General features: G+C 67.2%; 23 protein-coding genes. 6 read left to right on the forward strand and 17 right to left on the reverse strand.

All coding sequences use genetic code 11. The annotated features are described in order from the left end of the window. Positions 1-713: 713 nt before the first annotated feature. Positions 714-869, reverse strand: a complete 156-nt coding sequence (locus ACNUDN_RS12030; protein ID WP_419122154.1) for a hypothetical protein — start codon at positions 867-869, stop codon at positions 714-716. A gap of 290 nt (positions 870-1159) precedes the next feature. Between ACNUDN_RS12030 and ACNUDN_RS12035 the strand changes: the two genes are divergently transcribed. Both ACNUDN_RS12035 and ACNUDN_RS12040 read left to right on the forward strand, forming a co-directional pair. Next, complete coding sequence (locus ACNUDN_RS12035; protein ID WP_419122155.1) at positions 1160-2443, forward strand: YihY/virulence factor BrkB family protein; 1284 nt, start codon at positions 1160-1162, stop codon at positions 2441-2443. Between the two features lie 779 nt (positions 2444-3222). After that, complete coding sequence (locus ACNUDN_RS12040) at positions 3223-4713, forward strand: PE-PPE domain-containing protein (RefSeq protein ID WP_419122156.1); 1491 nt, start codon at positions 3223-3225, stop codon at positions 4711-4713. A gap of 15 nt (positions 4714-4728) precedes the next feature. On the opposite strand, the gene ACNUDN_RS12045 is transcribed toward ACNUDN_RS12040, so the two are convergent. From ACNUDN_RS12045 to ACNUDN_RS12075, 7 genes are all read right to left on the reverse strand, one after another. Beyond that, positions 4729-6810 carry an acyltransferase family protein gene (locus tag ACNUDN_RS12045; RefSeq protein WP_419122157.1) on the reverse strand — a complete coding sequence of 694 codons (2082 nt, stop codon included), beginning with the start codon at positions 6808-6810 and terminating at the stop codon, positions 4729-4731. A 325-nt stretch (positions 6811-7135) separates the two neighbouring features. Next, the gene (locus ACNUDN_RS12050) at positions 7136-8224 is read right to left on the reverse strand and encodes a sulfate/molybdate ABC transporter ATP-binding protein (protein WP_419122158.1); all 1089 of its coding nucleotides are present in this window, start codon (positions 8222-8224) and stop codon (positions 7136-7138) included. Next, positions 8221-9033 (reverse strand): ABC transporter permease, encoded by an 813-nt coding sequence (locus ACNUDN_RS12055; protein ID WP_419122159.1) that lies wholly within the window; start codon positions 9031-9033, stop codon positions 8221-8223. The genes ACNUDN_RS12050 and ACNUDN_RS12055 overlap by 4 nt, the downstream gene beginning before the upstream one ends. Then, a complete protein-coding gene (modA, locus tag ACNUDN_RS12060; RefSeq protein ID WP_419125124.1) occupies positions 9030-9764 on the reverse strand; it encodes a molybdate ABC transporter substrate-binding protein in 735 nt (244 codons plus the stop codon). The genes ACNUDN_RS12055 and modA overlap by 4 nt, the downstream gene beginning before the upstream one ends. Positions 9765-9823: 59 nt before the next feature. Continuing rightward, positions 9824-10228 carry a TOBE domain-containing protein gene (locus ACNUDN_RS12065; RefSeq protein WP_419122160.1) on the reverse strand — a complete coding sequence of 135 codons (405 nt, stop codon included), beginning with the start codon at positions 10226-10228 and terminating at the stop codon, positions 9824-9826. 98 nt (positions 10229-10326) lie between these two features. Then, a complete protein-coding gene (locus tag ACNUDN_RS12070; protein WP_419122161.1) occupies positions 10327-11514 on the reverse strand; it encodes a SpoIIE family protein phosphatase in 1188 nt (395 codons plus the stop codon). Continuing rightward, positions 11511-12311, reverse strand: a complete 801-nt coding sequence (locus tag ACNUDN_RS12075; RefSeq protein WP_419122162.1) for an alpha/beta fold hydrolase — start codon at positions 12309-12311, stop codon at positions 11511-11513. Before ACNUDN_RS12075 ends, ACNUDN_RS12070 begins: the two co-directional genes overlap by 4 nt. Positions 12312-12396: 85 nt before the next feature. Between ACNUDN_RS12075 and ACNUDN_RS12080 the strand changes: the two genes are divergently transcribed. Beyond that, entirely contained in the window at positions 12397-12777 is a 381-nt protein-coding gene (locus ACNUDN_RS12080; protein ID WP_419122163.1) for an STAS domain-containing protein, read from the forward strand. A 43-nt stretch (positions 12778-12820) separates the two neighbouring features. On the opposite strand, the gene ACNUDN_RS12085 is transcribed toward ACNUDN_RS12080, so the two are convergent. The 6 genes from ACNUDN_RS12085 to ACNUDN_RS12110 form a co-directional block, all read right to left on the reverse strand. Then, positions 12821-14080: a DUF4032 domain-containing protein gene (locus tag ACNUDN_RS12085; RefSeq protein ID WP_419122164.1), complete on the reverse strand. Its 1260-nt coding sequence runs from the start codon at positions 14078-14080 to the stop codon at positions 12821-12823. 21 nt (positions 14081-14101) lie between these two features. Beyond that, positions 14102-15331: an ABC transporter ATP-binding protein gene (locus ACNUDN_RS12090; protein WP_419122165.1), complete on the reverse strand. Its 1230-nt coding sequence runs from the start codon at positions 15329-15331 to the stop codon at positions 14102-14104. A 4-nt stretch (positions 15332-15335) separates the two neighbouring features. Next, positions 15336-16163: a carbohydrate ABC transporter permease gene (locus ACNUDN_RS12095; protein WP_419122166.1), complete on the reverse strand. Its 828-nt coding sequence runs from the start codon at positions 16161-16163 to the stop codon at positions 15336-15338. After that, positions 16160-17092, reverse strand: coding sequence for a carbohydrate ABC transporter permease (locus tag ACNUDN_RS12100; protein WP_419122167.1), 933 nt, complete (start codon positions 17090-17092; stop codon positions 16160-16162). The genes ACNUDN_RS12095 and ACNUDN_RS12100 overlap by 4 nt, the downstream gene beginning before the upstream one ends. After that, entirely contained in the window at positions 17089-18399 is a 1311-nt protein-coding gene (locus tag ACNUDN_RS12105; RefSeq protein WP_419122168.1) for an extracellular solute-binding protein, read from the reverse strand. Before ACNUDN_RS12105 ends, ACNUDN_RS12100 begins: the two co-directional genes overlap by 4 nt. A 124-nt stretch (positions 18400-18523) precedes the next feature. Then, positions 18524-19546 carry a LacI family DNA-binding transcriptional regulator gene (locus tag ACNUDN_RS12110; protein WP_419122169.1) on the reverse strand — a complete coding sequence of 341 codons (1023 nt, stop codon included), beginning with the start codon at positions 19544-19546 and terminating at the stop codon, positions 18524-18526. Between the two features lie 126 nt (positions 19547-19672). Here ACNUDN_RS12110 and ACNUDN_RS12115 point away from each other — a divergent pair, with 126 nt between their 5' ends. Then, positions 19673-21319 carry a glycoside hydrolase family 13 protein gene (locus ACNUDN_RS12115; RefSeq protein WP_419122170.1) on the forward strand — a complete coding sequence of 549 codons (1647 nt, stop codon included), beginning with the start codon at positions 19673-19675 and terminating at the stop codon, positions 21317-21319. Between the two features lie 139 nt (positions 21320-21458). Next, positions 21459-22451, forward strand: a complete 993-nt coding sequence (locus tag ACNUDN_RS12120; RefSeq protein WP_419122171.1) for an Acg family FMN-binding oxidoreductase — start codon at positions 21459-21461, stop codon at positions 22449-22451. Positions 22452-22459: 8 nt separating this feature from the next. On the opposite strand, the gene dosR is transcribed toward ACNUDN_RS12120, so the two are convergent. From dosR to ACNUDN_RS12135, 3 genes are all read right to left on the reverse strand, one after another. Then, positions 22460-23107, reverse strand: coding sequence for a hypoxia response regulator transcription factor DosR/DevR (dosR, locus tag ACNUDN_RS12125; RefSeq protein WP_419122172.1), 648 nt, complete (start codon positions 23105-23107; stop codon positions 22460-22462). A gap of 69 nt (positions 23108-23176) precedes the next feature. Continuing rightward, positions 23177-24001, reverse strand: a complete 825-nt coding sequence (locus ACNUDN_RS12130) for a universal stress protein (RefSeq protein WP_419122173.1) — start codon at positions 23999-24001, stop codon at positions 23177-23179. Beyond that, positions 23995-24990, reverse strand: a complete 996-nt coding sequence (locus ACNUDN_RS12135) for an Acg family FMN-binding oxidoreductase (protein ID WP_419122174.1) — start codon at positions 24988-24990, stop codon at positions 23995-23997. The genes ACNUDN_RS12130 and ACNUDN_RS12135 overlap by 7 nt, the downstream gene beginning before the upstream one ends. A 155-nt stretch (positions 24991-25145) precedes the next feature. Between ACNUDN_RS12135 and ACNUDN_RS12140 the strand changes: the two genes are divergently transcribed. Further along, entirely contained in the window at positions 25146-26813 is a 1668-nt protein-coding gene (locus ACNUDN_RS12140; RefSeq protein WP_419125125.1) for a GAF domain-containing sensor histidine kinase, read from the forward strand. The last annotated feature ends 161 nt before the right edge of the window (positions 26814-26974 follow it).

Below are 26974 nucleotides of genomic sequence, written 5' to 3' on the forward strand. Positions count from 1 at the left end.
CGCTGTTGCGCGAGCGGGCCTTGGTGGCGGGTTTCGTGGTGGCGGGCTTGCGGTCGAGGGTCGACGTCGCTGTGCGCGGCGGCCCATTCTTGACAGCCGCCCGGTCGGCAATGGGCGCACGGTTCTCGATGGAAATCGTGTCGTGGGCCGACTCGGGGTGGTGGATGGTCTTGGTGTGTTCGATTGTGTGCACTGGTCACGGCTTTCCGGTCGTGAACGTGGCAGGGGGAGCGCTCGGTGCCGGCAGGCGGGTGAGGCTCTGCCGGGTCGTGGATCCGGTAGGTGGACCGAGGCGGTGAGGCTGATGCCCGGTCGGATCGGCGACATTGCTCGCGCGTCTGTCCTTTGCAGGCGAGTCATCTGACGGGATGAGCGCTCTCGTCACGTTGGGGACCGCTCGCGAGCGATTGGCATTCGGACCAACGAATCACGCCGGATTCTCGACATGCGCTTGCTGCGGTAGGTAGGCCACCGATGAGCGGACAAATCACCTGGAAACTCAAGCCATTTGTGTCTCGACGACGGTGACTCACGTCTATCACCTGCTACTGACAATACGGGTCTGGTCGGCGAACGCAACCTCTGGAGCCGTCACCAGGGCCGATGCCGGTGTCGAGGGATGGTCGAGGGAGAGGTGCCATGCACCTGGAACAACGACCCGCAGCCCCTCGATCGCATTCTGCGATCGAGGGGCTGCGCGTTCGCGGGTACTGCTAGAACCAGACTTTTCGTCCGCCGACGGGGCGGCCGACGGCGCCGAGTATCCACAACACGATCCCGATCACCACGAGGATTCCGCCGATGGTGTACAGGATCGAGAGGCTCGTGAAGTAACCGATCAGCAAGAGGATGATTCCGAGAACGATCATTGGTGCTCCGATCCGTGGCGTTGGGTCAAGACTGCGCTGGTGGAATTACCGGACATGTCAAAACTAAACATCGAGTCCTGAGCCCGTTTGTGGGCGGCAGTGGCCTGCCGATGTCGATCGCCCACGTTCTCGCGACGGCCGGAGCGCCATCTTCTGGCTGCATCGAACGAATTGCCCTATGCCGGTCGGCTTTTCGCTGCCTTTGGCGCGCGGTCGGGCTGGACGCGGAGGTCGCCGGCACGCATGGCCCGTCGCGTTTGACTGCGTGGCCCGGCGGGCATCACCCGGCCATGCCGCAACAGGTCGAGGGTCAATGGCAGCGGCAGACGCCGCCTCCCAGCACGGTCGTCAACCGGAAGGGACGCGCCGCCGTGGCGGGTGCGTTCCTGGCCGGACTCGCCGCGGGAGTGTTCGCCCGGTCGCGCCGGCGCAGAACCTCTGCCCGCACGAGCGATCTGCAGGTCAGAGGCGACGGTGACAGCGAACCCCCCGGGACTGCAGACGTCTCCACCGAGCTGGGACGCGTGCGAGCCGAGCCGGTGCGGCGCGATGAAGCTCCAGACGCGGACGACCCGGCAAAGCCGGATTCGCCCACTGATCTCACCCGACCTTCGATGTTGTTTGTGCTGCGCCAGACGGCGAGCCAGTTCAGCCGGGATCAGTGCACCGATCTGGCCGCTGCACTGACCTACTATGCGGTGCTCTCGCTGTTCCCCGCGCTGGTGGTGATGATGTCGCTGCTCGGGGTGTTCGGGCAGGGCCAGCGGACCGCGGACGCGATACTGCAGATCGTCGACGATGTGAGCCCCGGGGCGGCCGTCGACGTACTGCGGCAACCGATTGAACAGCTGGTCGACGCGCCGTCGGCCGGTGTGACACTCGTGGTGGGCATTCTCGGTGCGCTGTGGTCGGCATCCGGATTCGTAGGAGCCTTCGGGCGTGCGATGAACCGAATCTACGAAGTGGAGGAGGGGCGGCCGATGTGGAAACTGCGGTCGCAGCAGCTCCTGCTGACCCTGGTCGGTCTGCTTGTCGCCGCGACCGTCGCCCTGTTGCTGGCAGTGAGTGGACCGATCGCCGAGGCGGTCGGCGGCTACCTGGGTGTCGGAGCCACCGGTTTGGCGGTATGGAACATCGCCCGCTGGCCGGCTCTGCTTGCCCTCGTCGTGATCGGCGTGGCGATGCTGTACTACATCAGCCCCAACGTGCGCCAGCCCAAGTTCCGCTGGATCAGCGTGGGTGCCGCCATCGCGATTCTGACCTGGGTGTTCGCATCGTTGGCGTTCGGCTTCTACGTCGCCAATTTCGGCAACTACAACCGAACCTTCGGCACGCTCGCCGGGGTGATCGTGTTCCTGCTGTGGGTGTGGTTGACCAACCTGGCACTCCTGTTCGGCGCCGAGATTGACGCCGAGCTGGAGCGAGGGCGGCAGCTGCAGGCCGGCATCCCCGCCGAGGCGACTCTCAGGCTCCCGCTGCGCGACACCAGTGTCATCGACAAGAACCGCGCCAAGGAACGGGGAAACCGGCGCCGTGGACTCACTCTTCGCCGGACCCGGGGGCGACGGGCGTAGTGGTCGTTTGTCGCCGGCGCCGAGCGGGTATCGATCGTCCGGTCACCGCCGAAAGGAGTCGTCGTGAGTGCGATCGAACGTTCCCGATCTCTGCTGAGCCGGGGCGTGAAGGTGCAGCGTCGGATCGCCCTGGCGCAGCTGCTTTTTTGGCCGGTGTTGATCGGAAGTGGATTGGCGATAGCGGCGGCCGGGGTAGCGGCCAGGCGGCGTCGAGCAGGGCCCGTCGCCGTGCATCGAGCGCACCCGAGTTCGTCGCCGAATGATCGCGACACCGAAGTGTCCGCCGGCGGGATCCGTCTCTGACCGTCGTCCTGCGCCCGCGGTCGCGCGGGTATAGACGACGGCCATGACATTGCGCCGCAATTCTTGATGTTGCGCTGTGCCTTGTGGCTTTGCGCCTGATTCGGCGTCAGCGCGTTCCGTACCTAATGCCGCGGCGACATGAAATCGTCGTCGACGCTGTCGGCCGAGGGCAGTCTGTGGACACCTCCCGGCAGCCGCCGTGAATTTCTGAAATTCACTTCACGTCACTTCGGCAACTTTCACAGGGCCCGCATTTGACATCAAATGATGTGAATGCACGAGCTGTATCAGCTGTCAGGCCATGATGTTCCGATGGCGCCGCCAAGAGTTTATCAGCGGCACAACATTATTATGGCAACGCGGACAGCCATTGCAGAAAAAGCTCAGATGAGAATTGTTTTCCTCGTCTATTTTGCATTCCCACATACTGATAACGGTTTGATAACGGACTTGTGGCGAGATAGAGGGAGTGGCGAATGCGTATATCGATGAGAAAGGCCCGCACCGTCGGCACAGTATGCGGGGCGACGGCGGCCGCGACGTTGTTGGCGATGTCCACCGCGACGCCGGGGTGGGGCGTCAGCACGGCGCTGGTCATCGGCGGCATCGGTACGCCAACGCTGCATGACGCTGTGATGTCTCAACTGCTCGGCGGCGCTCTGCAGGACTACGACGAGCGCAGGGATGTCTACTGGCCCGCCGAGGCGCGGCCCTACACCGGTGACGATGATATGACGCTCGGTGACTCGATCGACATCGGGATCGCCAACCTGAACGCCGAGATCGACGCCGCGCTTGACCGCCTGGAGCGCGACCAGGACGGTAACCTGCTCGAGGGCGAACGCGTCACCGTCGTCGGTTTGTCGGCGGGTTCGCTGGTCGTGACCGAGGTCCTACGGGAATGGCAGAATGACGATCAACCGGATCCGGCCACCGACGAGATCGACTTCGTGGTGGTGGCGGACTCCAGTCGTCAGGAGATCATCAACGACACCGAGAGATACAACCCGGAATACGACTACACCTACCGTCCCCCTCCCCAAACCCCTTACGACACTGTCGAAGTCACCGCTGAATACGACGGCTTCGCCGATTTCCCGGACCGCTGGTGGAACCTGACAGCGGTGGCCAACGCCATGGCCGGGGCGGCGGTCGTGCACATCCCGGCGATGTTCACCGATCTGTCAACGGTGCCCCAGGAGAACATCACTGTCACGCGAAATGCACTGGGAGGAACAACAACTCGCTATCTCGTTCCGGCCGACCGGTTACCGTTGGTGGTACTCAATCCCGCACTGGCGTCACGGGAGGCCGAGCTCAAGGCCACCGTCGACAGAGGCTACAGCCGCAACGATCCGATTCGGTCGGCGCTGCGCACTCTGACCGACGGTGTGTCCGCCGAGGTCGAGGACACGGTCACCGCCGACACAGGTGGCGATGATCCCATTACCGTGGCAGACGGCGACGGTGCGGCCACGGGTAGCGCGCGGGTCGACGAGTCGGCGCGGGCAGAAGCGGCGGCACGTGACACCGCGGTGCGCACCGACGCGACCGGGATGGGCGCCGAACAAGAGAAGGGCGCCGAAACCGGGATGGGCGCCGAAACCGGGAAGCGCGCCGAACAAGAGAAGGGCGACGGCGATAACGCGGTGGTCGGTGCAGGCGCGGAGGTCGACCATACCGAGATCGACCACACAGAGAAGGCCGACGAAAGTAACGCCGCCGACCCCGGCAGCGCGACTCCGTCCGCAGCCGGGGTCGACGGTGCGGCCGAAGCGGACCGAAGTGAGGCCGCTCACACCAGAGCGACTACCGATGCGAACGCAACGGGCGGCCGAGGCGACGCCGACTCCGACGGCCGCACGTCGGGCCGGGACTCCGGCACGTCGGACCGGGACTCCGGCACGTCGGACCGGGACTCCGGCACGTCATCGTCATCGCGGGACTCCGGCACGTCGAACAGGTGAGGTCGCGGCCCCGGGTCACCACCAGCCGGTGGCTGCGGAGATCTGTCGGCCCAGATCGTCGGCCATGGTGCGCATGTAGGTCGTGGACACGTGGTGAGAGTCGTGATAGACCAACACGTTTCCCTCGGCGGCGCGGCAGTCGGTGACGTCGCAGACGGCGTCGCTCAGATCGAGAGGCTGTAGCAGCGGGAACTGGGTGGTGTAACGCAGCGTGGGGTTGACCTCGGACAGCGCCCAGGACCGTTCCACTCCGCAGCTGATGGCGTCACCGCCGCGAGACAGGCAGTCGGCGGGGTCGGTGAGCATCCCATCACGGATCAGCCACGGCGTATCGCGCATACCGAGAATGCTGATTCCGTTGGCGTTCAACGTCTCCCAGATGCCCAGGTAGCTTTCGGGGACCAGATCCCCGGGACCGTCCAGCCGGGGCCGAGTGGTGGTGGTGAACACGTAATCCGGACGATCGGTGATCAACTTGTTCATCACCTCGGTGTTCCACAGGTGGCATTGGGGGTAGGGATTGTCCGAGATGGCGATCGTCGGGACGAGCTCGGTGGTCAGCGGGCAACCCATCTTCAGATAGGTGACGACGCGGAACCCGTGGCGCATCCCCAGCATGTCGAGCGCGGTGATCCAGTGCTCGGCGTGCGAGCCGCCCGCCAGGGCGATGGTGCGGGTCGAATCCGGGTCGCCGTAGATGCAGTTGATGATGTCGGCGGTGAGGAAGTCGCTGATGCAACCGTCCCGGGTGGTCACGGGCAGGTCTTCCTTGGCTTCCAGCACGGTGGGCCGCATCGGCAGCTCCGGAACCCTGAGCTGGTTTGTCAGGGCGCGCGCGCCCGGGTAGTCCCGTTCGGGCAGTTGCGCGAGCTCATGTCCGTTGGCGCGCTGGACGACGACGTGCTCGCGCCAGCTGAACGAGGTCACGGTCAGCGCCACCGCCAGCAGCGCCACCGCGGAGCCGAGAGCGACCGTGGGCCGGCGCAGCCAACCCCACACGCGTACCGCCCGGTGCGGATCGGCGGGGCGCGGGTCCGGGTAACGCAGCGGGTTCTCGACGAACCGGTGGGTGAGGTAGGCCAGCAGCAGGGACACCGCCAGCACGCCGAGGCCGTCGAGCAGGTCGGCATGCGGCCGGCCGGTGTGCACCAGCCAGAAAATCAGCAACGGCCAGTGCCACAGGTACAGCGAGTACGCGATCGCGCCGAGGGTGATCAGCACACGGGTCGACAACAGCCGCAACGGTGCCGCGACGGCCGCAGTTCTGCCGGCGCCCGCCGCGATCACCAGCAGGGTGGCGCCGACGGGCACCAGAGCCCACGGCCCGGGGAACAGCTGGGCGCCGTCGATCCAGGCCCCACAGGACACGATGAGCACAATCCCGGCGGCGGCCGCCACGGTCCGCAGCCAGCCGGGCATGCGCAGGCGGGAGAGCAGTAGCGCGGCCAGGACGCCGACGAGAAGCTCCCAGGCGCGGGCGAAGCTGTTGTAGTACGCCGCCGCCGGATTCTCGGCCTGCGAGAGGACCGCATAGACGAAGGACGCCGTGGTCAGCGCGGCCAGTGTGACGACGAGGACAATTTTCAGTCGCGCACCGGCGATCGGTCGTGCCACCAGGGTGAGAACAGTCACCACGGCCAGCAGCGCCAGGTAGAACTGTCCCTGAACCGACATCGACCACAGGTGCTGCAGTGGGCTGACCGCCTCGCCCGCGCGTGAGTAGTCGGCGGCGGCGCCGGCCAGATACCAGTTCTGGTAGTACCCGAGGCTGGCCAGGCTCTGGTCGGCGAAGGACTCCCATCGGGTCTCGGGCTGCAGTGTCACCGTGAGCAGTGCCGCGGCTCCGAGCACGACCACCAGAGCGGGTAGCAACCGCCGTGCCAGCCGGGCCAGCACGGGGAGCGGGTTGAGCGACGACTCCGGGTCGAGCGCGCGGCGCAGCACCATGGCACCGAAGAAATAGCCGGACAGCACCAGGAAGACGTCGACGCCGCCGGAAACCCGTCCGAACCAGATGTGGAAGACCGCGACCAGCGCGATCGCCAGACCGCGAAGGCCATCAAGATCGGCGCGACGGCTGCCTCCGGGCGCCTGCACAGACCTGCGCCTCCTGCCGGACAAGCTCACCACCTAGATCACGAACGCGTACTCGGACTCGCCGGGGTGCGTTCACCGGCCAGCGTGGCCTGTAATTTACCTAATCGCGCCGCCCACTCGCGCGTGCGGCGTGACGGTGAATGTCAGGCCGTGCTCGGTCTCCTCAGGGTCGACTGGGGTCTCACGACCGCACTCCGGGCAGGTGGCGGCCCTGTTCGGTGGGGGATCGCCGGGCAGTTCGCGACCGGATCCTGGGCATTGGTCCATGTCAGCTCCTTGGGGATTTGTGGAAACTCCCCGCGCTGATACCCACCTGGGCCGTCGGTTATCTCGCCGCGTTCTCCAGCGCCGGGTGCAGCTGGACTTCCTGGGCCTTGACCACGAAGTACACCGTCTGCCCCGGGGCGAGATTGAGGTCGGCAGCGGCCGCGGCCGTGATGTCGGCGGCCGGTCCGGTGCCGCCATCGGGCAGCGTGGCGCCCCGCACCCGTACCCCGGTGCCGTGCACGTCGATCTCGGTGACGGTCACCTCGATCACGTTGCGCGGGCTGCCGTGCGGTGGGTCCGGATGCACCGCCACCGCGGCGGGTCGGAACAACGCGATCGCCGGCGTTCCCGCGACGAGATCGCCCGTTCCCGCCACGACGCTGTCCCACGGGGTCCGTAGTGTCCCGGGTCCGGCGGCGGTGCCGGCGATCAGGTTGACCCCTGCGATGCGGGCGGCGAAGTCGCTGCGTGGGGAGGTCAGAACGTCGCGTACCGGTCCGGTCTCGACGGCCCGGCCGTTCTCGATGACCATCACCTGGTCGGCGATGGCGAGCGCATCGAGCAGGTCGTGGGTCACGATGATCGCGGTGCGACCGGCGTCTCGAAGCACCTCGCGCAGCAGCCGGCGCAGGGTCGGGGCGGTGGTGACATCGAGGGCCGCCATGGGTTCGTCGAGCAGCAGCAGCCGAGGTGCGGCGGCCAGCGCGCGCGCCACGGCCACCCGTTGGGCTTGCCCGCCCGACAGTTGCGCGGGCCGCCGGTCGGCCAGGTCTTCGGCGTCGACCGCCGCCAGCCAGCGGCGTGCGACGGAGCGCGCCTTCGTTCGGGACAGCCCGCTGCATCGGGGAGCGTAGGCGACGTTCGCCGCGACGCTCATGTGCGGAAAGAGCATCGCCTGCTGGCTGAGCATGGCTACCCGTCGGGCGTGAGCGGGCACGAATGTGCCGGCACGGGTGTCGGTGACCACGGTTGCGCCCAGTTCGATGCGCCCGCTGTCCGGACGCAGCAGGCCGGCGATCATCGACAACAGGGTGGACTTGCCCGCGCCGTTGGGGCCGAGCACGGCGAGCACCTGGCCGTCTTCGAGGGCGAGGTCGACGTCGACGTCGCGTACGTTCAGCCGGGCCTGCACCCGCACGCCGCTCACAGCGGCCCCGCCAACCTGCGTCGGCCCGATGCCACGACGATGGCCGCTGCGACGACGATCAGCAGCAGCGAGAGGGCGACTGCGGCGTCGGCGTCGGTTTCGCGTTGTAGGTAGATCTCCAGCGGCAGCGTTCGGGTGACGCCCTGCAGCGATCCGGCGAACGTCAGCGTGGCACCGAACTCACCGAGCGAGCGCGCGAAAGCCAGTACGGCGCCCGACACCAGGCCGGGCAGCACCAGCGGCAGCGTCACCGTGCGCAGCACGGTCGTGGGTTTGGCGCCGAGGGTGGCCGCGATGTGCTCATAGCCCGAGCCCGCCGAGCGCAGCGCACCCTCGAGGCTGACCACCAGGAACGGCAGGGACACGAACGACTGGGCCAGCACCACCGCGGTGGTGGAGAACGCAACCCTGACCCCGAGCACCTCCAGGTGCGATCCGAGCAGGCCCTGCCTGCCGAATGTGTACAGCAGCGCCAGCCCCCCGACCACCGGGGGCAATACCAGAGGCAACAGGACCATGGCCCGTAACACCGACAGGCCCGGGAACCGGGCGCGGGCCAGCACCAGCGCCATCGGGACGCCGACGATGACACACACCGCGGTACTGGCGCTTGCGGTCTTGAGGCTGAGAATCAGTGCTGCGCGCGAAGATTCGGAGGTGACTAGCGGCAGAAAGTTCGACCAGTCGATGCGCAGCAGGATCGCGACCAGCGGGGTGAGCACGAACAGCGCTCCGGCCGTCGCCGGCAAATACACCCAGACCGGCAGCCCGACCGAGACCAGACCGCCGTCGTGCCGACGGCCCGTCATGGAATGGCGAATCCCGCTGCCGAGAGCACCTCGTGCCCCTGCGGTCCGGTGACGAGTGCTACGAACTGTTGCGCGGCCGTAGGGTTCGTCGATCCGTCGAGCGTGGCGATCGGGTAGGTGTTGACGGCTTCGGCCGATTCCGGGAATGGGATGGACCTGACCTTCGCGCCGGCGGCGGCGGCGTCGGTCACATAGACCAGTCCGGCGTCGGCCTGACCCGAGGTGATCTTGCCCAGCACGTCGGTGACGGCGGACTCCTCGCTCACCGGGGACAGTGTCACCCCGGTCGCTTCCTCGATCCTCTCGGTGGCCGAGCCGCACGGCACCTGGGGGGCGCACACGACCAACTGGGTGCCCGGGACTGCCAGGTCAGCGAAAGTCGCTATCCCTCTGGGATTTTCCGGCGGCGTGACGATGGTCAGGGTGTTCGCGGCGAAGTCGACCGGGTCGCCGGCCACCAGGTCGGCGTCGACAGCCTTGATCATGTTGGCGGTGTCGGCCGAGGCGAACACATCGGCCGGCGCGCCCTGGGAGAGCTGGGCGACCAGATCCGAGGAGCCCGCGAAGTTGAAGGTGACAGTGGTTCCGGGATAGGCGTTTTCGAACAGCTCCCCGAGTTCGGTGAACGTGGACGTCAGCGATGCTGCGGCGAAGACGGTGAGGTCGGCAGCGACCGTGTCCGAGGATCCCGCAGTCGCGCCCCCGGCCGTCGCGGTCGAATCGCTCTGCATGGCCGAGCATCCCGCCACCAGGGCGGCGACGCTGAGCGCGGTCACGCAGATGCCTGATCTCACGAGCTGCCTGCCGGGGTCTCGACGATGACGTTGGTCGCCTTGATGACGGCGACGGCGAGGACCCCGGGCTCAAGACCGAGCTGGTTGGCCGACTCGGTGCTCATCAGCGACACCACGGTGAAAGGTCCGCACTGCATCTGAACCTCACACATCACCTGGTCCGCGGTCACCTTCGTCACCAAGCCGACGAACCGGTTGCGTGCCGAACTCCCGACGCCGAGCGGATCCGGTGGCGGCGAGGCTTGTTGGCGCGCGAAGTCGGCCAGCGTCCTGCCCGCGATGACCTTGCGTCCCGAATCGTCCTTGTGCGCGGGCAAAGCCCCGCTGTCGACCCAGCGGCGGACCGTGTCGTCACTGACGCCCAGGATCACGGCGGCATCTTTGATCCGGATGTCGGACACGTCGCCTCCCCGCAGAGATCTCCGCGTTTGCGGAACAGATCCCACGATTCAACCATGTCTACGGATTCGATCGCATCTCTGAACCGTGATCGCGTAGTTCAAGACTCCGGCTGTCGCAGCGGAGCGCTGAGGGCGAGCACCGCGGTGTCGTCCTCGAGACCCGTGCCGAAGCTCTCGAGCAGCCCACGGAGCGCCGCGACGAACTCCACGGCGTCGGTCGGACTGTGCCGGCGGCCGAACTGCAGGAGATCGTCATGGTCGTCGAAGCGCCGCGTCGGCCCGATTCTGGCCTCGGTGAGACCGTCGGTGTACATCGCCAGGGTGTCGCCCGGGCGCAGCAGGACGCTGGTGGCCACGAACCGGGGTTGCCGGATGATCCCCACGGCCTGGCCGCCGGTGGTGTGCAGGTAACGGGCCGCACCGTCGGCGGATAGCAGCAGCGCCGGGGGATGACCACCGGTGGCCAGCTCGACGTCGAAGCCGTCCGGCATCGGGGTGATCACCCCGAACACGACGGTGCAGAAGCGGGGGTCGTCGCCGTGGAACTCGTGCCTGAGCACCGCGTCCAGGTTGTGCAGAACGGCCACCGGATCCTCGTTGTACACCGCCGCGGCGCGCAGCGTGTACCGGGTCAGTGACGTCACCGCCGCGGCGCCGGCCCCTTTGCCGGAGACGTCGCCCAGGAACACACCCCACTTGTGCCGGCTCAAGGGGAACAGGTCGTAGAAATCGCCGCCGACGTCATCGGCGGACGCAGTGTGGTAGTGGGCTGCGGCGGTCAGACCGGCCGGCGGGGTCAAAGTCGGCGGAACCAGCGAGCGCTGCAGTGTGGTGGCGAGCACCTGCACCCGTTCCCGCTCGCGGTCGGCGGCACGTCGCGCCTCGAGGAGTTCCCGTTCATAGGAACGCCTTTCGGTGGCATCCTGCACGGTGACCCGCAACGCGGCCGGAGTGCCGTCATCGGCGGTTTTGACGTTGGCGGTGACGAACACCGGGATCTTCGTGTGCCCGGGGCCGAGCAGGTCGACGGTGATACCGCCCACCGAGCCGGTGATCTGGAGCAGGGGAGCGAAGTGTGTCTCGAAGTGGATGCGCCCGCCGACACTGAGCAGGTCGGAGAACCTGCGGCCGACCAAGTCACCCGGAGAGTGGCCGACCCAGGCTGCGAACGTGGTGTTGGCCAGCGTGATCCGTCCGTCCGGTTGGGTCAGCAGCAGTCCGCACGGCGCATTGTCGAAGTAGTCGTCGAGCCCGTCGGTGCGCTGTTGTCCCCGTGGATCATTCACAGTTGATCGACGAAGTCCGCAATGGTGGCTGCGGTGGCATTCGGCGCGCTCAGATGCGGGCAGTGACCGGTGGCGTCGAGGGTGACCAGGGTGCTTCCCCGGATATGGGCGTGACAGTAGGCGCCCACCTCCCGTGGCGCCAACGTGTCGAAGGCGCACTCGACGATCAGTGTGGGGACGCTGACGCGGGCCAGATCGGACCGGTTGTCGGACAGAAACGTGGTGCGCGCGAAGGCCAGTGCCCGGGCGGGATCGGTCCGGCAGAACGCGTCGCCGAGCTCATCTTCCAGTTCCGGACGATCCGGCGTGCCCATGATCACCGGCGCCATGGCGCGTGACCAGCCCAGGTAGTTGCTTTCGAGGGAGTCCAGCAGCTCGTCGATGTCCGCGCGGGAGAACCCGCCACGATAGTCGTCGTCGTCGAGATAGCGCGGTGACGGCGTCAACAGCACCAGCCCGGCGACGGCCGCGGGCGCGGTGGCCGCGGCCAGCACACCCATCATCGAGGCCACCGAGTGGCCGACGAACACCACGTCGCGCAGGTCGAGCTCACCGATGATGGCCAGGATGTCGTCGGCATACTGCTGCAGATCGGCGTAGCGACGGTCATCCCAGGCCGACGGATCTGAAGAGCCCGCGCCGACATGGTCGAACAGGACCAGGCGGTACCGGTCGGCGAGCAACGGCACCACGAGTCGCCACAAGTTCTGGTCGCAGCCGAAACCGTGCGCCAACATGATCGGACGGCCGTCGGGCCGCCCGATGACGCGCACGTTGTTCTTCGAGCGGACGTCCATGCTGCGATGATCCCATTCCCGTGCCGGTGTGCTGAGATGTTCCCAGGAACATCCGTCCCGGTGAGTTCAGCATCGAAAGCGCAGTATGACCGACGAGATCAGCAACCCCGCCTTCCCACCCGGCCGCAGCGAGGTCACCGTAACCACCGAGACCGTCCGCGGCGCGGTGGTGGTGTCGGTTTCCGACGTGGTGGACGCCGCGACCGCGCCCGAGGTCGGTTCGGCGCTCGACGCGGTCTTCGACGGCGCACCGCCGGCAGTGGTCGTCGACCTGAACGCGGTGACGTTTCTGGCCTCGGCCGGCATGACGGTGCTGGTGCAGGCCAGGGAGCGGGCCGGAACCGACATCGGATTCGCCGTGGTCGCCGCCACTGCGCCCACCCGAAGGCCCCTCACGCTGCTGGGCCTGGACTCCGAACTGTCGCTGTGCTCGTCGGTCGACGAGGCGCTGGGTCGCCTGTCCTGACCTCTACTCGTCGTCGTCGGGAACTACTCGTTGTCGTCGGGAACTACTCGTCGTCGAGAACGGAGAACGGTTCGGTGGGATCCTCCACCACCGACAGTTGCGCCGCCGACTCCGACGGCACCACCTTGTGTGACAGCGCCTGCAGCGCCCGCTCCGTGCCGACGTCGTACCCGGCGTTCTCGGAGAGCAGCCAACGCACCTCCAACAGATCGCAGTAGGCCTGGATCGGGGTACCGGTACCGCCGAGTGCCGCGTGCGCCCGATGCATGGTGGGGGTGGCGACTTCCATCACCCACAGCTGCGCAGCGGTGCGGTCGTCGACGTCATGGCCGGCCTCGCGGCACAGGGCGCCCTGATAGGCGTGCAGATCGCCGAGCAGAATCCGGGCCTGACCTTCCCCCACGTCGAGACCGGTCAGCCGCCGCAACTGGCTGGCGTGGTAGCGGCGGTCACCTACCGCGACGTGCAGTCGAAGCTCGTCGGTGCCTGCCTCGACGGGCTGCAGCGACACCTCGTCCACCGCGAACCCCAGCTCGTTGAGTTTGCGGATGGTGCCTTCGACCCGGTAGCGATCGGCGAAACCGAACGTGGGCTCGGCGTGCAGCAGCTCCCACAGCTGCTCATAGCGTGACCGGATGCCGATGGCCTCCTGCAGGAATCCCGGCTCCAGGTCCGGCCTTTCGAGTTTGGCCGCGAGGTCGAGCAGCCCGGCGGCGACGTTCTCGACGGTGATGTCGATGTCGTGGGTGCGCTGTCCGTCGGACAGCGTCGGGTGGACCTCGCTGGTTTCGGCGTCGACGAGGAAGGCCTGCAGCACCTGTCCGTCGCGGGAGAACAGGGTGTTGGCCAGTGAGCAGTCACCCCAGAACACCCCGTGCCGGTGCAGCTCCACCAGCAGGGTGGCCATCGCGTCGAACAGCCGGGACCGGTGCTTGGGGGCGTCCGGCGGCAACCGCATGAACAGGCGTCGGTACTGCCAGGAACCGACCAGGTACCGGGTCAGCAGGACCGCGGTGTCGAAATCGGGCTGAAAGACCAGGCCTGCCGGCCGGACTGCGTTGAGTCCCATCTCCTCGAGTCGGCTCAGAACGGCGTACTCCCGCGCGGCGATGCGCGGCGGCAGTTCCTTGAGTGCCCACAACTCGCCGTCGGAGTCGACGAACCGCACCAGGTGTCGGCTCGGTCCCACCGCGAGGTCCCGCAGCGCGACATCGGGCGCCGTCCACTCGGCCAGCGGTCGCTCCCAGGGCAGCGCGATCAGTCCCGGGCAGGGTGCCCGCAGCCGCAGCTCAGGAGCCGCCATCGGCGTGCGCGAACCGGCGGCTCAGCTGGTCGCCGCGGCGTGCCGGCCGTGCGATTCCGGGCCACGCTGCGGATGCGACTGCCCGCCCGCGGACCGGGTGAGGTTGTCTCCGGACTGCGGATCGAACAGGTGCAGACGCTCGGCGTCCAGCCACAACGTCGCCTTGTCGCCGGACCGTACCCGGCTCAGCGGATCCAGCTCCACGCAGATCTGGGTGCGCAACTGCTCCAAATCCAGGTCCTTGGCGAGTTCGGTGAGCTGACCGGAGATCTCGGCGGACGACTCGAACGGCACGAACGCGTACTGCTCGTTGCCCAGCCATTCGGTGACATCGATGTTCACATCGAATGTCACACCCCGCGAACGCTTGTCGCTGTCGACGAACTCGGCGTCCTCGAACGCACCCGGCCGGATCCCGGCGATGTAGAGCTTGCCGTCGGTCACCGCGCCGCGCCATTCGTCGCGCAGCGGGACCGTCACGAACGGCAGCTCGATCTCGTCACCGTTGACCCGGGCCGGGACGAAGTTCATCGGCGGCGATCCGATGAACCCGGCGACGAACAGGTTCACCGGCTGGTCGTAGAGCTCGCGGGGGCTGGCGACCTGTTGCAGCACACCCTTTTTCAGCACGGCCACCCGGTCCCCGAGCGTCATGGCCTCGGTCTGATCGTGGGTGACGTAGACGGTGGTGACCCCCAGCTTGCGCTGTAGCCGCAGGATCTCGGTGCGCATCTGGCCACGCAACTTGGCGTCGAGGTTGCTCAGCGGTTCGTCGAACAGGAACGCATCGGCTTCACGCACGATCGCACGACCCATGGCCACGCGCTGGCGCTGCCCGCCGGACAGGTTGGCCGGCTTGCGATCGAGGTGCTCATCGAGCTCCAGTGTCGCGGCGGCGTCGTTGACCCGCTTGCGGATCTCCTCGTCGGAGAGCTTGCCGGCCAGCCGGAGTGGGAAGGCGATGTTCTCGAACACCGTGAGGTGCGGGTAGAGCGCGTAGTTCTGGAAAACCATAGCCAGGTTGCGATCCCGGGGAGCCTTGTCGTTGACCCGGGTGTCGCCGATCAGCATGTCGCCGGAGGTGATGTCCTCCAGGCCGACGATCATCCGCAACAGGGTCGACTTGCCACAGCCGGACGGGCCGACCAGGATCACGAACTCACCGTCGGCGATGTCGAGGCTGATGTCGTTGACCGCCGGATAGCCGTCACCGTACTTCTTGACGATATTGCGCATCGTGATTGCTGCCATGGGGCTATCCCTTCACTGCTCCGGAAGTAAGGCCGGCGACGATGCGCCGCTGGAAGATGAGAACCAAGATGACGACGGGGATCGTGACGATCACCGACGCGGCCATGATGTAGGGGACCGGGGATTCGAAATACGACGCGCCCTGGAAGAACGCCAGCGCCGCCGGCACGGTGCGGGCACTGTCGGTGGACGTCAGCGAGATCGCGAACAGAAAGTCGTTCCAGCAGAAGAAGAACGTCAGGATCGCGGTGGTGAACACCCCCGGTGCTGCCAGCGGGACGATCACCTTGCGGAACGCCTGCCACTGCGTGGCCCCGTCCACTTGGGCGGCATGCTCCATCTCCCAGGGGATCTGGCGGAAGAACGCCGACATGGTCCAAATGGACAACGGAAGCGCGAAGGTCAGATACGGGATGATCAGCCCGAGCCAGGTGTCATAGATGCCCAGACCGCGCCACATGTCGAACAGGGGTCCCACCAGGGCCGCCTGCGGGAACATCGCGATGCCCAGCGCCAGCGACAACAACAACTTCTTGCCCGGGAACTCCAGGCGTGCGATGGCGTACGCGGCGAACATCGCGATGATCACCGAGATGACCGTGGCGATGATCGCGATGCCGATCGAGTTGATCAGCGCCCGGGTGAACAGCGGCTCACTGAAGATCTGGGCGAAGTTGTCGACGGTGACCGAACTGGGCAGGAACGACGGATTGCCCGACACGATGTCCGACGGCGGTTTGAACGCCAGACTGATCATCCACAACAGCGGTACGAAGCTGTAGATGACGATGACGATGCCGGCGATCGTCCACCACTTGGTGCTCTTGGTCACTGGTCACCCCTGACTTGCGAGAGGTCGGTTCGGAAGACCTTGATGAATATCCAGGCGATGGCCACGACGGACAGGAACAACAGCACCGAAACCGCCGACCCCATCCCCAGGTTCACCAACGTCACATTCTGCCGGTACGCCAGGAACGAGATGGTCTCGGTGTTGTTGGCGCCGGCGGTCATCACGTACGGGTTGTCGAAAATCCGCCAGGCGTCCAGGGTCCGGAACAGCAGCGCCACCATGATGGCGGCCTTCATGTTCGGCAATGTGATCTTCCACAGCCGCTGCCACGCAGTGGCGCCGTCGACCTTGGCCGCCTCCTGCATGTCCTCGGGCACCTGCACCAGGCCGGCGAGCAGCAGCAGTGAGATGAACGGGGTGGTCTTCCAGATCTCGGACAGGCAGATCACGAAGATGGCCGACCAGCGGTCGCCGAACCAGTCGAACTCGGTCAGGTTCAGCCACTGGTTCACGAAGCCGGAATCGATGGCGAATGCGTAGCGCCAGATGAACGCCGACACCACGGTGACGATCCCGTACGGGATCAGGATGGCGGTGCGCAGCGGTCCGCGTCCCCGCACGATGCGCAACATCACAAACGCGAACCAGAAGCCCAGCACGAGTTCGATCGCCACGGTGACGACGGTGATCGCCAGGGTGGTGACGAAATCGTTCCACCACACCGGATCGGTCAGGATCACCAGGTAGTTGCTCAGACCGACGAAGCTGCGGCCCTCCGGATCGGTGAGCCGGAAGTTGTACAGCGACAACACCAGCGCATAGCCCAGCGGGTACGCCGTGACCAGCAGCATCACCACATACGAGGGCAGGGTCAGATAGAGCCCGAGCCTGCGTTCGCCCTTGGCGCGCTCGCTGACCGACGGTTTACCGGGGTCCTTCTGGATCGGCGCATCCGCAAGGGCGGTCACAGCAGCCTCCTGCCCGCCAGCACGTCAGCCATGAATTGGTCTGTCCTCTCCGGGGTCTCGGCGTTGACCGATGCGGGCGGGTGCCACGTCTGCTGGATCGCACCCGAGATGTCGGTGTAGAACGGGGTCGGGGGGCGGGGGCCGCCGTCGCCGATGGATTCCCGGATCAGGTCGGCGTTCTCGTAGGTTTCCCGTATCGCGGGATCGTCATACGACGCCGCGTAGGGCGAGGGCTCGCTCTCGTCGAGCATGTACCGGGTGGCCTTGGGTTCGGCGTTGATGCACTCCACCAGCGCGACGGCCTGCTCCGGATATTCGGTGTAGGCACCGATGCCGAGGTTGGCTCCACCCAGCGGCGGTGCGCTGGGACGATCAGGCGACACCCGCGGGTAGCGGGCCCAGCCGATGTCGTCGACCACCGCCTGGGCCAGGGTGCCTTCTTCGGCCGCGCTGCGCGCGGCGGCCAGCACGTAGGGCCAGTTGACCATGAACATGCCCTGATCGGACTGGAAGTTGGCGCGGGCCTGCTCCTCCGAGGCGTTGGACAGATCGACCGGCGCCGCCGAGGAGCGGCCGAGGTTGCCGACGATTTCGGCGGCCTTCTCGCCCGGCGGGGTCGCCAGCGAAGGTATCGCGTTACGGCCCGCTTCCACGTCCTCCAGCAGCGCGCCGCCACCGGAGAGCACCAGCGCGTTGATCCACACCGTGTAGCCCTCGTAGCGCTGGGCCTGCACGGCGATCTTCTTCTGCTGGTCCACCGCGGCGCGCAGCATTTCGTCCCAGGTGAACGACGGGGACGCGGGGTCGACTCCGGCGGCGGCCGCCGCCGACTTGCGGTACCACAGCAATTGGGTGTTCGACTTGTAGGGCGCCCCGTAGAGGGTGTCCTCCCACATACCTGTTTCGATCGGCGCAGGCAGCATTCCCGCGGTGAGCCTCGCGGCCTCTTCGTCGGTGTAGGGGCGCAGGAAGCCGGCATTGGCGAACTCGGCGGTGAACACCACATCCATACTCACCAGATCGATCGAGGAATCACCGGCGGCGAGGCGACGCACCATCTGCTCGCGTTGCGCGGTGGCCGTGCTCGGCAGGGACTCGATACGCACCTGGTAGGCCCCGTCGGAGGCGTCTGCGCACTGCTGAGCGCGTGCGACTGAACCCCCGTTGTCGGGGAGGATGTACCACGTCAGCGTCGGGGGGCCTCCCTGACTGCCACACCCGGACAACAACGTCGCTGCGATCAGAGGCGCACTGGCCAGCGCGATCGCACGACGCCGTCGCCCGCGGGCGAACTGATTTCGTTTCATCACGTCCTCGTCTATGAAGTTAGTCCTCGTCTATGAAGTTGTGGTCTCCGATGAGGGCCACGGGCAGCCCATTCGGTACGTGTGTGAGTGTGTCACACCTCACAACGCAGGTGGGGTAGCGGTGTCAGCGCGGCGGGGCGGTGGTGCCGCGGATCACCAGCCGGGTCGCCAGGATGTCCACCGACACCACCGGTTCGGCGGCGTCGCCGCCGCTCAGTCGGTCGAGCACCGCCCGCGCCGCCAGCCGGCCCTGGCGGCGCACCGGCTGGGCGACGGTGGTCAGATCGCTGATGTCCGCGGACGGGTGGTCGTCGACGCCGATGATCGAGATCTGCTGGGGCACCGCAATTCCCGACCTTCTCAGCGTGCGCAGGGCTCCGAGTGCGATCTCGTCGGAATGGCAGAACACCGCCGTGGGCAGCCGGGAACGGCTCAGCAGCATCTCCATACCGCGAGACCCTCCCACGATGCTCCATTTCACGTTCACCACGGTCGGGTCGGTCAGACCGGCCTCCTGCAGTTGCCGGTGGAACCCACGGATACGGGCCTGATCGGTGGCCCACGGGATGTCGGTGTCGTCCGCGGCCTGGATCATCGCGATGTCCCGGTGGCCGATGTGCAGCAGGTGGCCGACCGCTTGGCGCGCGGCGCGCTCGTCGTCTATTCCCACCCAGGGGTGGTTTTCGACGCGGTGACCCCCGACGAACACCGTGGGCACCGCGAGTTGCTCCAGGCGGGTGCGCTCCCGCGCCGAGAGCGGCAGAGACACCACGACCACCGCATCCACCTTGCGGCGCAACGGGAGTGCCTCGAAGAACCGGTGGCGTGCACTGGAGCCGGTCAGCGTGCACAACACCAGATCCAATCCGATGGCGTCGAACTCGTCGGCAATGCCGGCCAGGATCGTCGAATAGAACCACGCGTCCACTCGCGGCACGATCACCGCGACGCGGCCGGTCGGGCCGCCCGACAGTCGGGACGCCTCGGGCGACACCACGTAAGACAACTCCCGCGCCACCGCCAGGATGCGATCCCGGGTCGCCGGGGACACGCCGGCCTCGCCGCGCAGCGCTCGGGACACCGAGGCGATGGACACCCCAGAACGCCGGGCGACGTCGGTCATGTTGACGGTCTGCTTCGGAATCATCAGACGCCCACCGTATCCGAACGTAAGTATTTACGGCAGGCGGATCGACGTTGACAATGACCGCGCAGCACGGGAATCTGGGCGAGAAAACGTTTACGTCGTCGCGAAGCCCAGGAGGAACCGTCCGTGGCCCCCCAAGATCCGTCGTGGTGGAAGACCGCTGTGGTCTACCAGGTCTACATCCGCAGCTTTGCCGACGGCAACGGCGACGGCATCGGTGACGTCGAAGGGATCCGCGGGCGGCTGCCCTACCTGGCCGGGCTCGGGATCGACGCCATCTGGATCAACCCGTGGTATCCCTCGCCGATGGCCGACGCAGGATACGACGTCGCGGACTATCGCGACATCGAGCCGGCGTACGGCACTCTCGAGGAAGCGCAGGCGCTGATCGCCGAAGCACACGAGGCGGGTATCCGGGTCATTCTGGACATCGTGCCCAACCACACGTCCGATGAGCACGCGTGGTTCAAGGCCGCGCTGGCCGACGAGCCCGGCGCACCACAGCGGTATCACTTCAGGCCCGGCCGGGGGGAGAACGGTGACCTACCGCCCAACAATTGGCAGAGCATCTTCGGTGGCCCCGCCTGGACCCGTGTCGACCATGGCCCGCTGAAAGGCCAGTGGTATCTGCATCTGTTCGCTCCCGGTCAGCCGGACCTCAACTGGGACAACGCCCAGGTGCGTGCCGAGTTCGAGGACATCCTGGCGTTCTGGTTCGACCGGGGGGTCGACGGCTTCCGCATCGACGTGGCCCACGGACTGGTCAAGGAATCAGGACTGCCCGACGCGGCGAGCGCCGATGCCGAGCAGTACACGATGCTGAACTCTCAGCCGCGGCACCCGGCATGGGACCAGGACGGTGTGCACGACATTTACCGTGGTTGGCGATCGGTGGCCGACCGCTACACCCCCGAGCGCATCTTCATCGCCGAGGCCTGGGTGTCCAGTAACGAGCGGCTCGCCCGTTATCTGCGGGCCGACGAGTTGCACACCGCATTCCAGTTCGACTTTCTGCGTACCCCGTGGCGTGCGGAGGTGCTGCGCGAGGTCGTCGACGATGCGATCAGCTCCGCGGCGTCGGTCGGTGCGCCGCCGACCTGGGTGCTGTCCAACCACGACGTCACCCGCACGGTGACCCGGTTCTCCCGATCGCAACCGGCTCACCTGATCGAGACCGACTGGGAACGCGGACGCTGGGGTGGCGAAGACCCCGATCACGCACTCGGTCGCCGTCGCGCCCGCGCCGCCGCACTCATCCAGCTGGCGCTGCCGGGCACCGCCTATGTGTACCAGGGCGAGGAACTCGCCCTCGAAGAAATCGAGGACCTACCCGCCGAGGCGCGTCAGGACCCGACCTGGGCGCAGTCCGGTTTCACCGACGTCGGACGTGACGGGTGCCGAATCCCGTTGCCCTGGACCGAATCCTCTGCCCCGTACGGCTTCGCCTCACACCCGGACGCGGTGGCCTGGCTGCCGCAGCCCGAGCACTGGGCCGAGCACAGCGTCGAGGCTCAGGACCGTGACCCGGACTCGACGCTGAACCTGTACCGCGCCGCGCTGCAGATCCGCCCGTCGCTGTGGCGGGCAGCCGGAGAGGTCGCCTGGGTTCAGGTCACCCCCGACGTCGCGGCCTTCGCCCGCGGCGCAGCGCAGTGTTGGGTCAACACCGGGCAGACGGCCGTGCCATTGCCCGCCGGCGCAACAGTGGTGTTGGCGTCCGAGGGCGGTGTGGACGGTGAACTACCACCGGACACCGCGGTGTGGCTGCGCTGAGTGCTGTGCGCCAACGTCTCCGGAGGCCTCGCAGGAGAGGCCCGTGAGTCCTCACAGGAGAGGTCTTTGTGCCCTCAACAGGACGTCGGGGGCAGCGCACCCTTAGGGAATCGACTACTCCTGAAGGGCAGACCAAGCGATGACGGCGCATTTTCCGGACAGCGAGACCCTGCGGTCCGCACTGGCGCTGGCGAATCGTGCACCCTCGGTGCACAACTCACAGCCGTGGCAGTGGCGGGTCGGCGACCGGAGTCTGCATCTGCACGCCAACCCGCAGCTGCTGCTGCCGCACACCGACCCTGACGCACGCGATCTCATGCTCAGCTGCGGCGCGGCACTGAACCATTGCGCGGTGGCGCTGGCCGCGCTCGGATGGCAGTCCAAGGTGCACCGGTTCCCGAATCCTGCCGAGCCCAACCACCTGGCGGCTCTGGAAGTGTACCGCTACCCCGCGGCCGAGCTCGACGTGACGCTGGCGGCGGCCATCCCGCGGCGCCGAACCGATCGTCGGCACTACAGTTCCTGGCCGGTGCCGCGCGGAGACATCGCGCTGATGGGTGCGCGGGCTGCCCGCGCCGGAGTGATGTTGCGCCGCGTCGACGACCTGGTGGGACTGAAGCGGTTGGTGAATGACGCCGCTTTCGCGCATCGCAGCGATCAGGGTTATCTCGCCGAGTTGACCACCTGGAGCGGTCGATATGCCTCCAACGCCGGCGTCCCGGCCCGCAACGTCCCCGGACCGGATGGCACGGGTCCGATTCCGTTGCGCGCCTTCGCCGGTGGGGTGCTCTCCCAGGCGCCCGACATCGAGCCGGCCGATGAGACGGTGGCCGTTCTGGCACTCGGCACCGTGGAGGACGACCTGCTGTCTCGGCTGCGGGCAGGGGAGGCGACCAGCATCGTCTTACTGACCGCGACCGCGCTCGGACTGGCGAGCTGCCCGATCACCGAACCGCTGGAAGTCGCCGGCACCCGTGAAGCGCTACGGCACGACGTGTTCGGGGCCGAAGGCTATCCGCAGATGCTGTTGCGGGTGGGTTGGGCGCCGGTGAACGCCGACCCGCTACCGGCCACCCCGCGCCGTGACCTTGCCGACGTCGTCACTCGCCTCGACGGTTCACCCTTGCTGTGACGTTGCGGCTACTCGCCGTCGATCCGACGCCGGTCGAGCTTGGAGACGAATACCGCCGCCTGGGTGCGCCGCTCCATGCCCAGTTTGGCGAGCAGCCTGGAGACGTAGTTCTTGACCGTCTTCTCGGCCAGGAACATCCGCGCCGCGATCTGCTTGTTCGTCAGGCCTTCGCCGAGCAGGTCGAGCAGGATCCGTTCCTGCTCGGTCAGGGCGGACAGCGGATCGGTGTGCCCACCCTCGCCGCGCAGGCGCGCCATCAGCGCAGCGGCGGCACGATTGTCCAGCAGCGAACGACCCGACCCGACCTCCTTGATGGCACGGGCCAGTTCCATGCCCTTGATGTCCTTGACGACGTAGCCGCTGGCACCGGCCAGGATGGCGTCGAGCATGGCTTCGTCGGAGGTGAACGAGGTCAGCATCAGGCAGCGTAGATCGGGCAGCCGCGACAGCAGATCGCGACACAACTCGATGCCGTTGCCGTCGGGCAGCCGCACATCGAGCACTGCGACGTCGGGCTGCAGGGCCGGGATCCGCGTCATCGCCTCGGCAACGGAACCCGCTTCACCCACCACGTCGAGTTCGGGATCGCTCTCGAGCAGGTCGATCAGTCCGCGACGGACCACTTCATGGTCATCTACCAGGAAAACCTTCACCATGGTGCGACGTAATCCCCCCAACTGGTCGGCGATGTGCACAGCGCGCCGCGGTTCACGGTGCGCCGCGGTTCACAGTGCGTTGTGCGGTTCACACACCAGTATTGAACAATCCGTGTCTCGAAGGGCGGCGTTGCCGGGTGCGCCGACGAGCGCAGAGACCCCGCCGGGCCGACTCCGGCTGGTCACCACCAGTTGGATGACGTCGCCGTATGCGGCCAGGTAGTCCAGCGTGTCGCCGTGCGGGCTGACCGGGGTGATCTCGATGTCGGAATAGCTGCGCTGCCATTCGGCCAGCCGACGGGCCCAGTGCGCCGCCGCGTCGACGGGCATCCTCGCTGGGGCGAGGACGCGCACCGGTGCCGATCGGCGCCGGGCCTCGTCGAGACCGCGCTGCATCACCACACCGTAGGAGGCGCTGTCGGCAAGCTCGATCACGACGGCCCGGTCCTTGCGGTGGTGTGGCCGGTGCGCACGCACGATCGTGACCGGACAGTGCGCCGACGTCGCCACGGCTGCCGCGGTGGACCCGATCTGGCCCCGGGTCGAGTGCCGGAGGCCACGTGCACCGACGCACAACATCGACGCCGACCGCGCCGCCTCCAGCAGCGTCTGGACCGGTCTGCCCTGCAGAATCTCCATCTCGATCTTGACCGGACGTTCCAGGGATTCCACCGCGGTCAGGGCGTAGCGCAGGGCCACCTCGGCGGTCGCAAGGCGACGGGCCTGATCGTGCGGGTCGACGACGGCGTCGTCGTCGGTGTCGATGACGTAAACCAGTCGCAGCGGGAGATCCTGGTCCACCGCCCGGTCGACCGCCCACAGTGCGGCGTCGACCGCGGCCGGCGAACCGTCGATGCCGACCACGACACACGGCGGCGGCGGTGCCTCTAGCATTTCTCACTCCGGCGTATCTCCAGGACCTCGTCGATGGCGCGACGCGGTGTCGGGGCAGGTGCGGCATCGAGTGCCGGGGCGACGCCGACCCGCACGAGTGCCTGTGGGCGCGCGCTGCTGCTGATCAGCGCGGCGATGACGTCGCGTCCCTCGGGAATCTCGGTGACGTGGGTGACGGTGCAGGTCGACAACCCCGCCATGGTGGCCTCCAACAGGACGGCCGACAGCGCCTCGCCGCACCGCAGCACGCTCTCCGGTGAGTCGTCCTCGGTGGACAGCACGAAGATTCCGGCGCGGTCTTCGTCGAGTTGACCGCGGCGCTCCCCGACGGTGGTCACCGGGAACGACCGGCCCACGCGCACCCGGTCACTTTCGGTCGCAGATACCAGCGCAGCCTTGGGTATCCCGTCATCCGCGGTGAAATCTCTTGTCCACCAATCGAGTTCACTGTGATATCGGGCATCGTACATACGTATCACCTCGGCCAGGTGGGATGCCTCGGCCAAGGGGCTGCGCAGGTCGTCGGCAACGGCGTCCAGGCGCGCCGGGCCGCGCCGCGACGCCTCGTCGAGCATGCCGGTCAGCAGGTCCCAATCGGGTGGCGCTCCCAACGGAAGACGGTCGCTGCGCCGCACCAGGATCGCATCGGCGCGCCGCCGCTGTTGGCCGGAGACATCGACGCGGGCGGCGAATTCGATCCTGGCGATGTGGTGCGGGTCCTCGGCATTCGGGAACCGTTGCACGTGAGTCGACCAGCCGGCGGCGGCCATCGCCACCCGGAAGTGGTCGAGTGCCGCTCCGCAGCTGAGTAGCGCCTCGCGTCCGGTGTTGTCGGTGGCGCGGATCAGGCGCGCCGGGTCGGCGAACAGATCGACGGCGTGCTCGGCGGCGACCCAGCGCCACGGTTGGCTGTTGTGCAGAGATGGCGCCCGGCAGGCCAACCGCAGGGCATCGACGACCGCTTCGATCTGCACCCGTGCTGTCGGCATCTGCGCTCCGTTCGGCTCACCTACCACTGTGCTCTGCGGTGCCGTCCGGGTACAGGGTCAATGGTCCTCAACCGGATGGCCGCTCGACGGCTGTGGTGCACCATTGTCATGTGAGCGACATCGACGGTCCCGAGATCGACGGCGGCGTGCGCGCGATGCGGACCACTCTGTCGCAGCTGCGACTGCGTGAACTGCTCACCGAGGTGCAGGACCGGGTGGAGCAGATCATCAGGGGCCGCGACAGGTTGGACGGACTGGTGGAGGCCATGCTGGTGGTCACCTCGGGGCTTGAGCTCGATGACACGCTACGCACGATCGTGCACACCGCGATCGAACTCGTCGACGCGGGGTACGGAGCGCTGGGGGTACGGGGTGCCGACGACGAACTCGTCGAGTTCATCTACGAGGGCATCGACGAGGCCACCGGGGCTCGGATCGGGCATCTGCCGGAGGGTCGCGGTGTGCTCGGCGTGCTGATCGACGATCCCAAACCGATTCGCCTGGAAGATATCTCGTTTCATCCCGCATCGGTCGGGTTTCCACCCGGTCATCCGCCGATGCGAACCTTCCTCGGTGTGCCGGTGCGCATCCGCGACGAGGTGTACGGCAACCTGTACCTGACCGAGAAGGTGGGCGGCCAACCGTTCAGCGAGGATGACGAGGTTCTGGTGCAGGCGCTGGCTGCCGCGGCGGGCATCGCGATCGACAACGCCAGGCTCTACCAGCGTTCGCGTACGCGACAGGCCTGGATCGCCGCCACCCGCGACATCGGCACCGAGTTACTCTCGGGCGCCGACCCTGGGAGCGTCTTTCGGCTGGTCGCCGATTCTGCGCACAAGCTCAGCGGTGCGGCCATGACGATGGTCGCGATCGCCGCGGATCCGGCCCAGCCCCGTCGTGAGGTGGCCGAACTGCGTGTGGTCGCCTCGTGCGGGATCGCCACCGGCGCGGTTCCGGCATCCATTCCGGTAGCGGGGACCTCGATCGGAGAGGCCTTCGCCGAGCGGGGTCCGGCCAGAATCAGTGGCGGTGACATCGGGATCGGAGGGATGGTGGGCCCTGCGCTCATCCTGCCGCTGCGTGCCACCGAGACGGTTCCCGGAGTGCTGGTCGCGGTGCGAGACGTTGGTGCACAGCACTTTCGAGTAGACGAATTGGACATGATGGCGGCCTTCGCCGATCAGGCGGCGCTGGCGTGGCAGTTGGCCGGCGCGCAGCATCGAATGCGCGAACTCGGCATCGTCGCGGACCGGGACCGCATCGCTCGGGATTTGCACGACCACGTGATCCAACGGTTGTTCGCGATCGGGCTCTCGTTACAGGCCGTCTCCGCCCGTACTCATCCTGGTGAAGTGCAGCAACGACTTTCGGGATCCGTTGACGATCTGCAGGAAGTCATCCACGAGATCCGGACCACCATTTTCGATCTGCATGGCGGATCGGCGGGAATCACCCGGTTGCGGCAGCGGCTCGAAGAGGCCGTGGGGGCGTTCCCGAACTCGGGGATTCGGACGTCGGTCCGCTGCCAGGGTCCGTTGTCGGTCGTCGACGCCGCCCTGGCCGACCATGCGGAGGCGGTCGTGCGGGAAGCAGTCAGCAACGCCGTTCGCCATTCGGCTGCCACCGCGGTCACGGTGGCCGTCACCGTCGACGACAACCTGTCGATCGAAGTCACCGACAACGGTCGGGGGATCGCCGCCGAGGCCGCCGGGAGTGGTCTGACCGGTCTGGCCCGGCGCGCCCTCGCTGCGGACGGGTCGTTTGCCGTCCAGTCCCACCCGGATGGGGGCACGGTTCTGAAATGGCGCGCCCCGCTGCGCTGACCTGCATCGACCATCGGCCCGTCGGCTCCGCGCCGACAGTGTTTCCCCAGCGTAGAGCGGCGCTCGGTGTCCGACTTGGGCGTGGCGGCCGGTGACGGGATCGCCTCTCCTTCACAACGGTTGGGTAACGCCGGATCTGTCGCGTCGGTGATTCCTCAAAT

Origin of the sequence: Mycobacterium sp. smrl_JER01, assembly GCF_048513595.2 — a bacterium.
In the GTDB taxonomy this organism is placed as follows: domain Bacteria; phylum Actinomycetota; class Actinomycetes; order Mycobacteriales; family Mycobacteriaceae; genus Mycobacterium.

Coding starts and splice junctions, on each gene's coding strand:
- ACNUDN_RS12120 (WP_419122171.1), top strand. CDS start 21,459: ATGACGGCGCATTTTCCGGACAGCGAGACCCTGCGGTCCGCACTGGCG.
- ACNUDN_RS12075 (WP_419122162.1), bottom strand. CDS start 12,311: ATGGACGTCCGCTCGAAGAACAACGTGCGCGTCATCGGGCGGCCCGAC.
- ACNUDN_RS12140 (WP_419125125.1), top strand. CDS start 25,146: ATGCGGACCACTCTGTCGCAGCTGCGACTGCGTGAACTGCTCACCGAG.
- ACNUDN_RS12040 (WP_419122156.1), top strand. CDS start 3,223: ATGCGTATATCGATGAGAAAGGCCCGCACCGTCGGCACAGTATGCGGG.
- ACNUDN_RS12135 (WP_419122174.1), bottom strand. CDS start 24,990: ATGCCGACAGCACGGGTGCAGATCGAAGCGGTCGTCGATGCCCTGCGG.
- ACNUDN_RS12090 (WP_419122165.1), bottom strand. CDS start 15,331: ATGGCAGCAATCACGATGCGCAATATCGTCAAGAAGTACGGTGACGGC.
- ACNUDN_RS12130 (WP_419122173.1), bottom strand. CDS start 24,001: ATGCTAGAGGCACCGCCGCCGCCGTGTGTCGTGGTCGGCATCGACGGT.
- ACNUDN_RS12085 (WP_419122164.1), bottom strand. CDS start 14,080: ATGGCGGCTCCTGAGCTGCGGCTGCGGGCACCCTGCCCGGGACTGATC.
- modA (WP_419125124.1), bottom strand. CDS start 9,764: ATGCAGAGCGATTCGACCGCGACGGCCGGGGGCGCGACTGCGGGATCC.
- ACNUDN_RS12080 (WP_419122163.1), top strand. CDS start 12,397: ATGACCGACGAGATCAGCAACCCCGCCTTCCCACCCGGCCGCAGCGAG.
- ACNUDN_RS12030 (WP_419122154.1), bottom strand. CDS start 869: ATGATCGTTCTCGGAATCATCCTCTTGCTGATCGGTTACTTCACGAGC.
- dosR (WP_419122172.1), bottom strand. CDS start 23,107: ATGGTGAAGGTTTTCCTGGTAGATGACCATGAAGTGGTCCGTCGCGGA.
- ACNUDN_RS12035 (WP_419122155.1), top strand. CDS start 1,160: ATGCCGCAACAGGTCGAGGGTCAATGGCAGCGGCAGACGCCGCCTCCC.
- ACNUDN_RS12110 (WP_419122169.1), bottom strand. CDS start 19,546: ATGATTCCGAAGCAGACCGTCAACATGACCGACGTCGCCCGGCGTTCT.
- ACNUDN_RS12055 (WP_419122159.1), bottom strand. CDS start 9,033: ATGACGGGCCGTCGGCACGACGGCGGTCTGGTCTCGGTCGGGCTGCCG.
- ACNUDN_RS12105 (WP_419122168.1), bottom strand. CDS start 18,399: ATGAAACGAAATCAGTTCGCCCGCGGGCGACGGCGTCGTGCGATCGCG.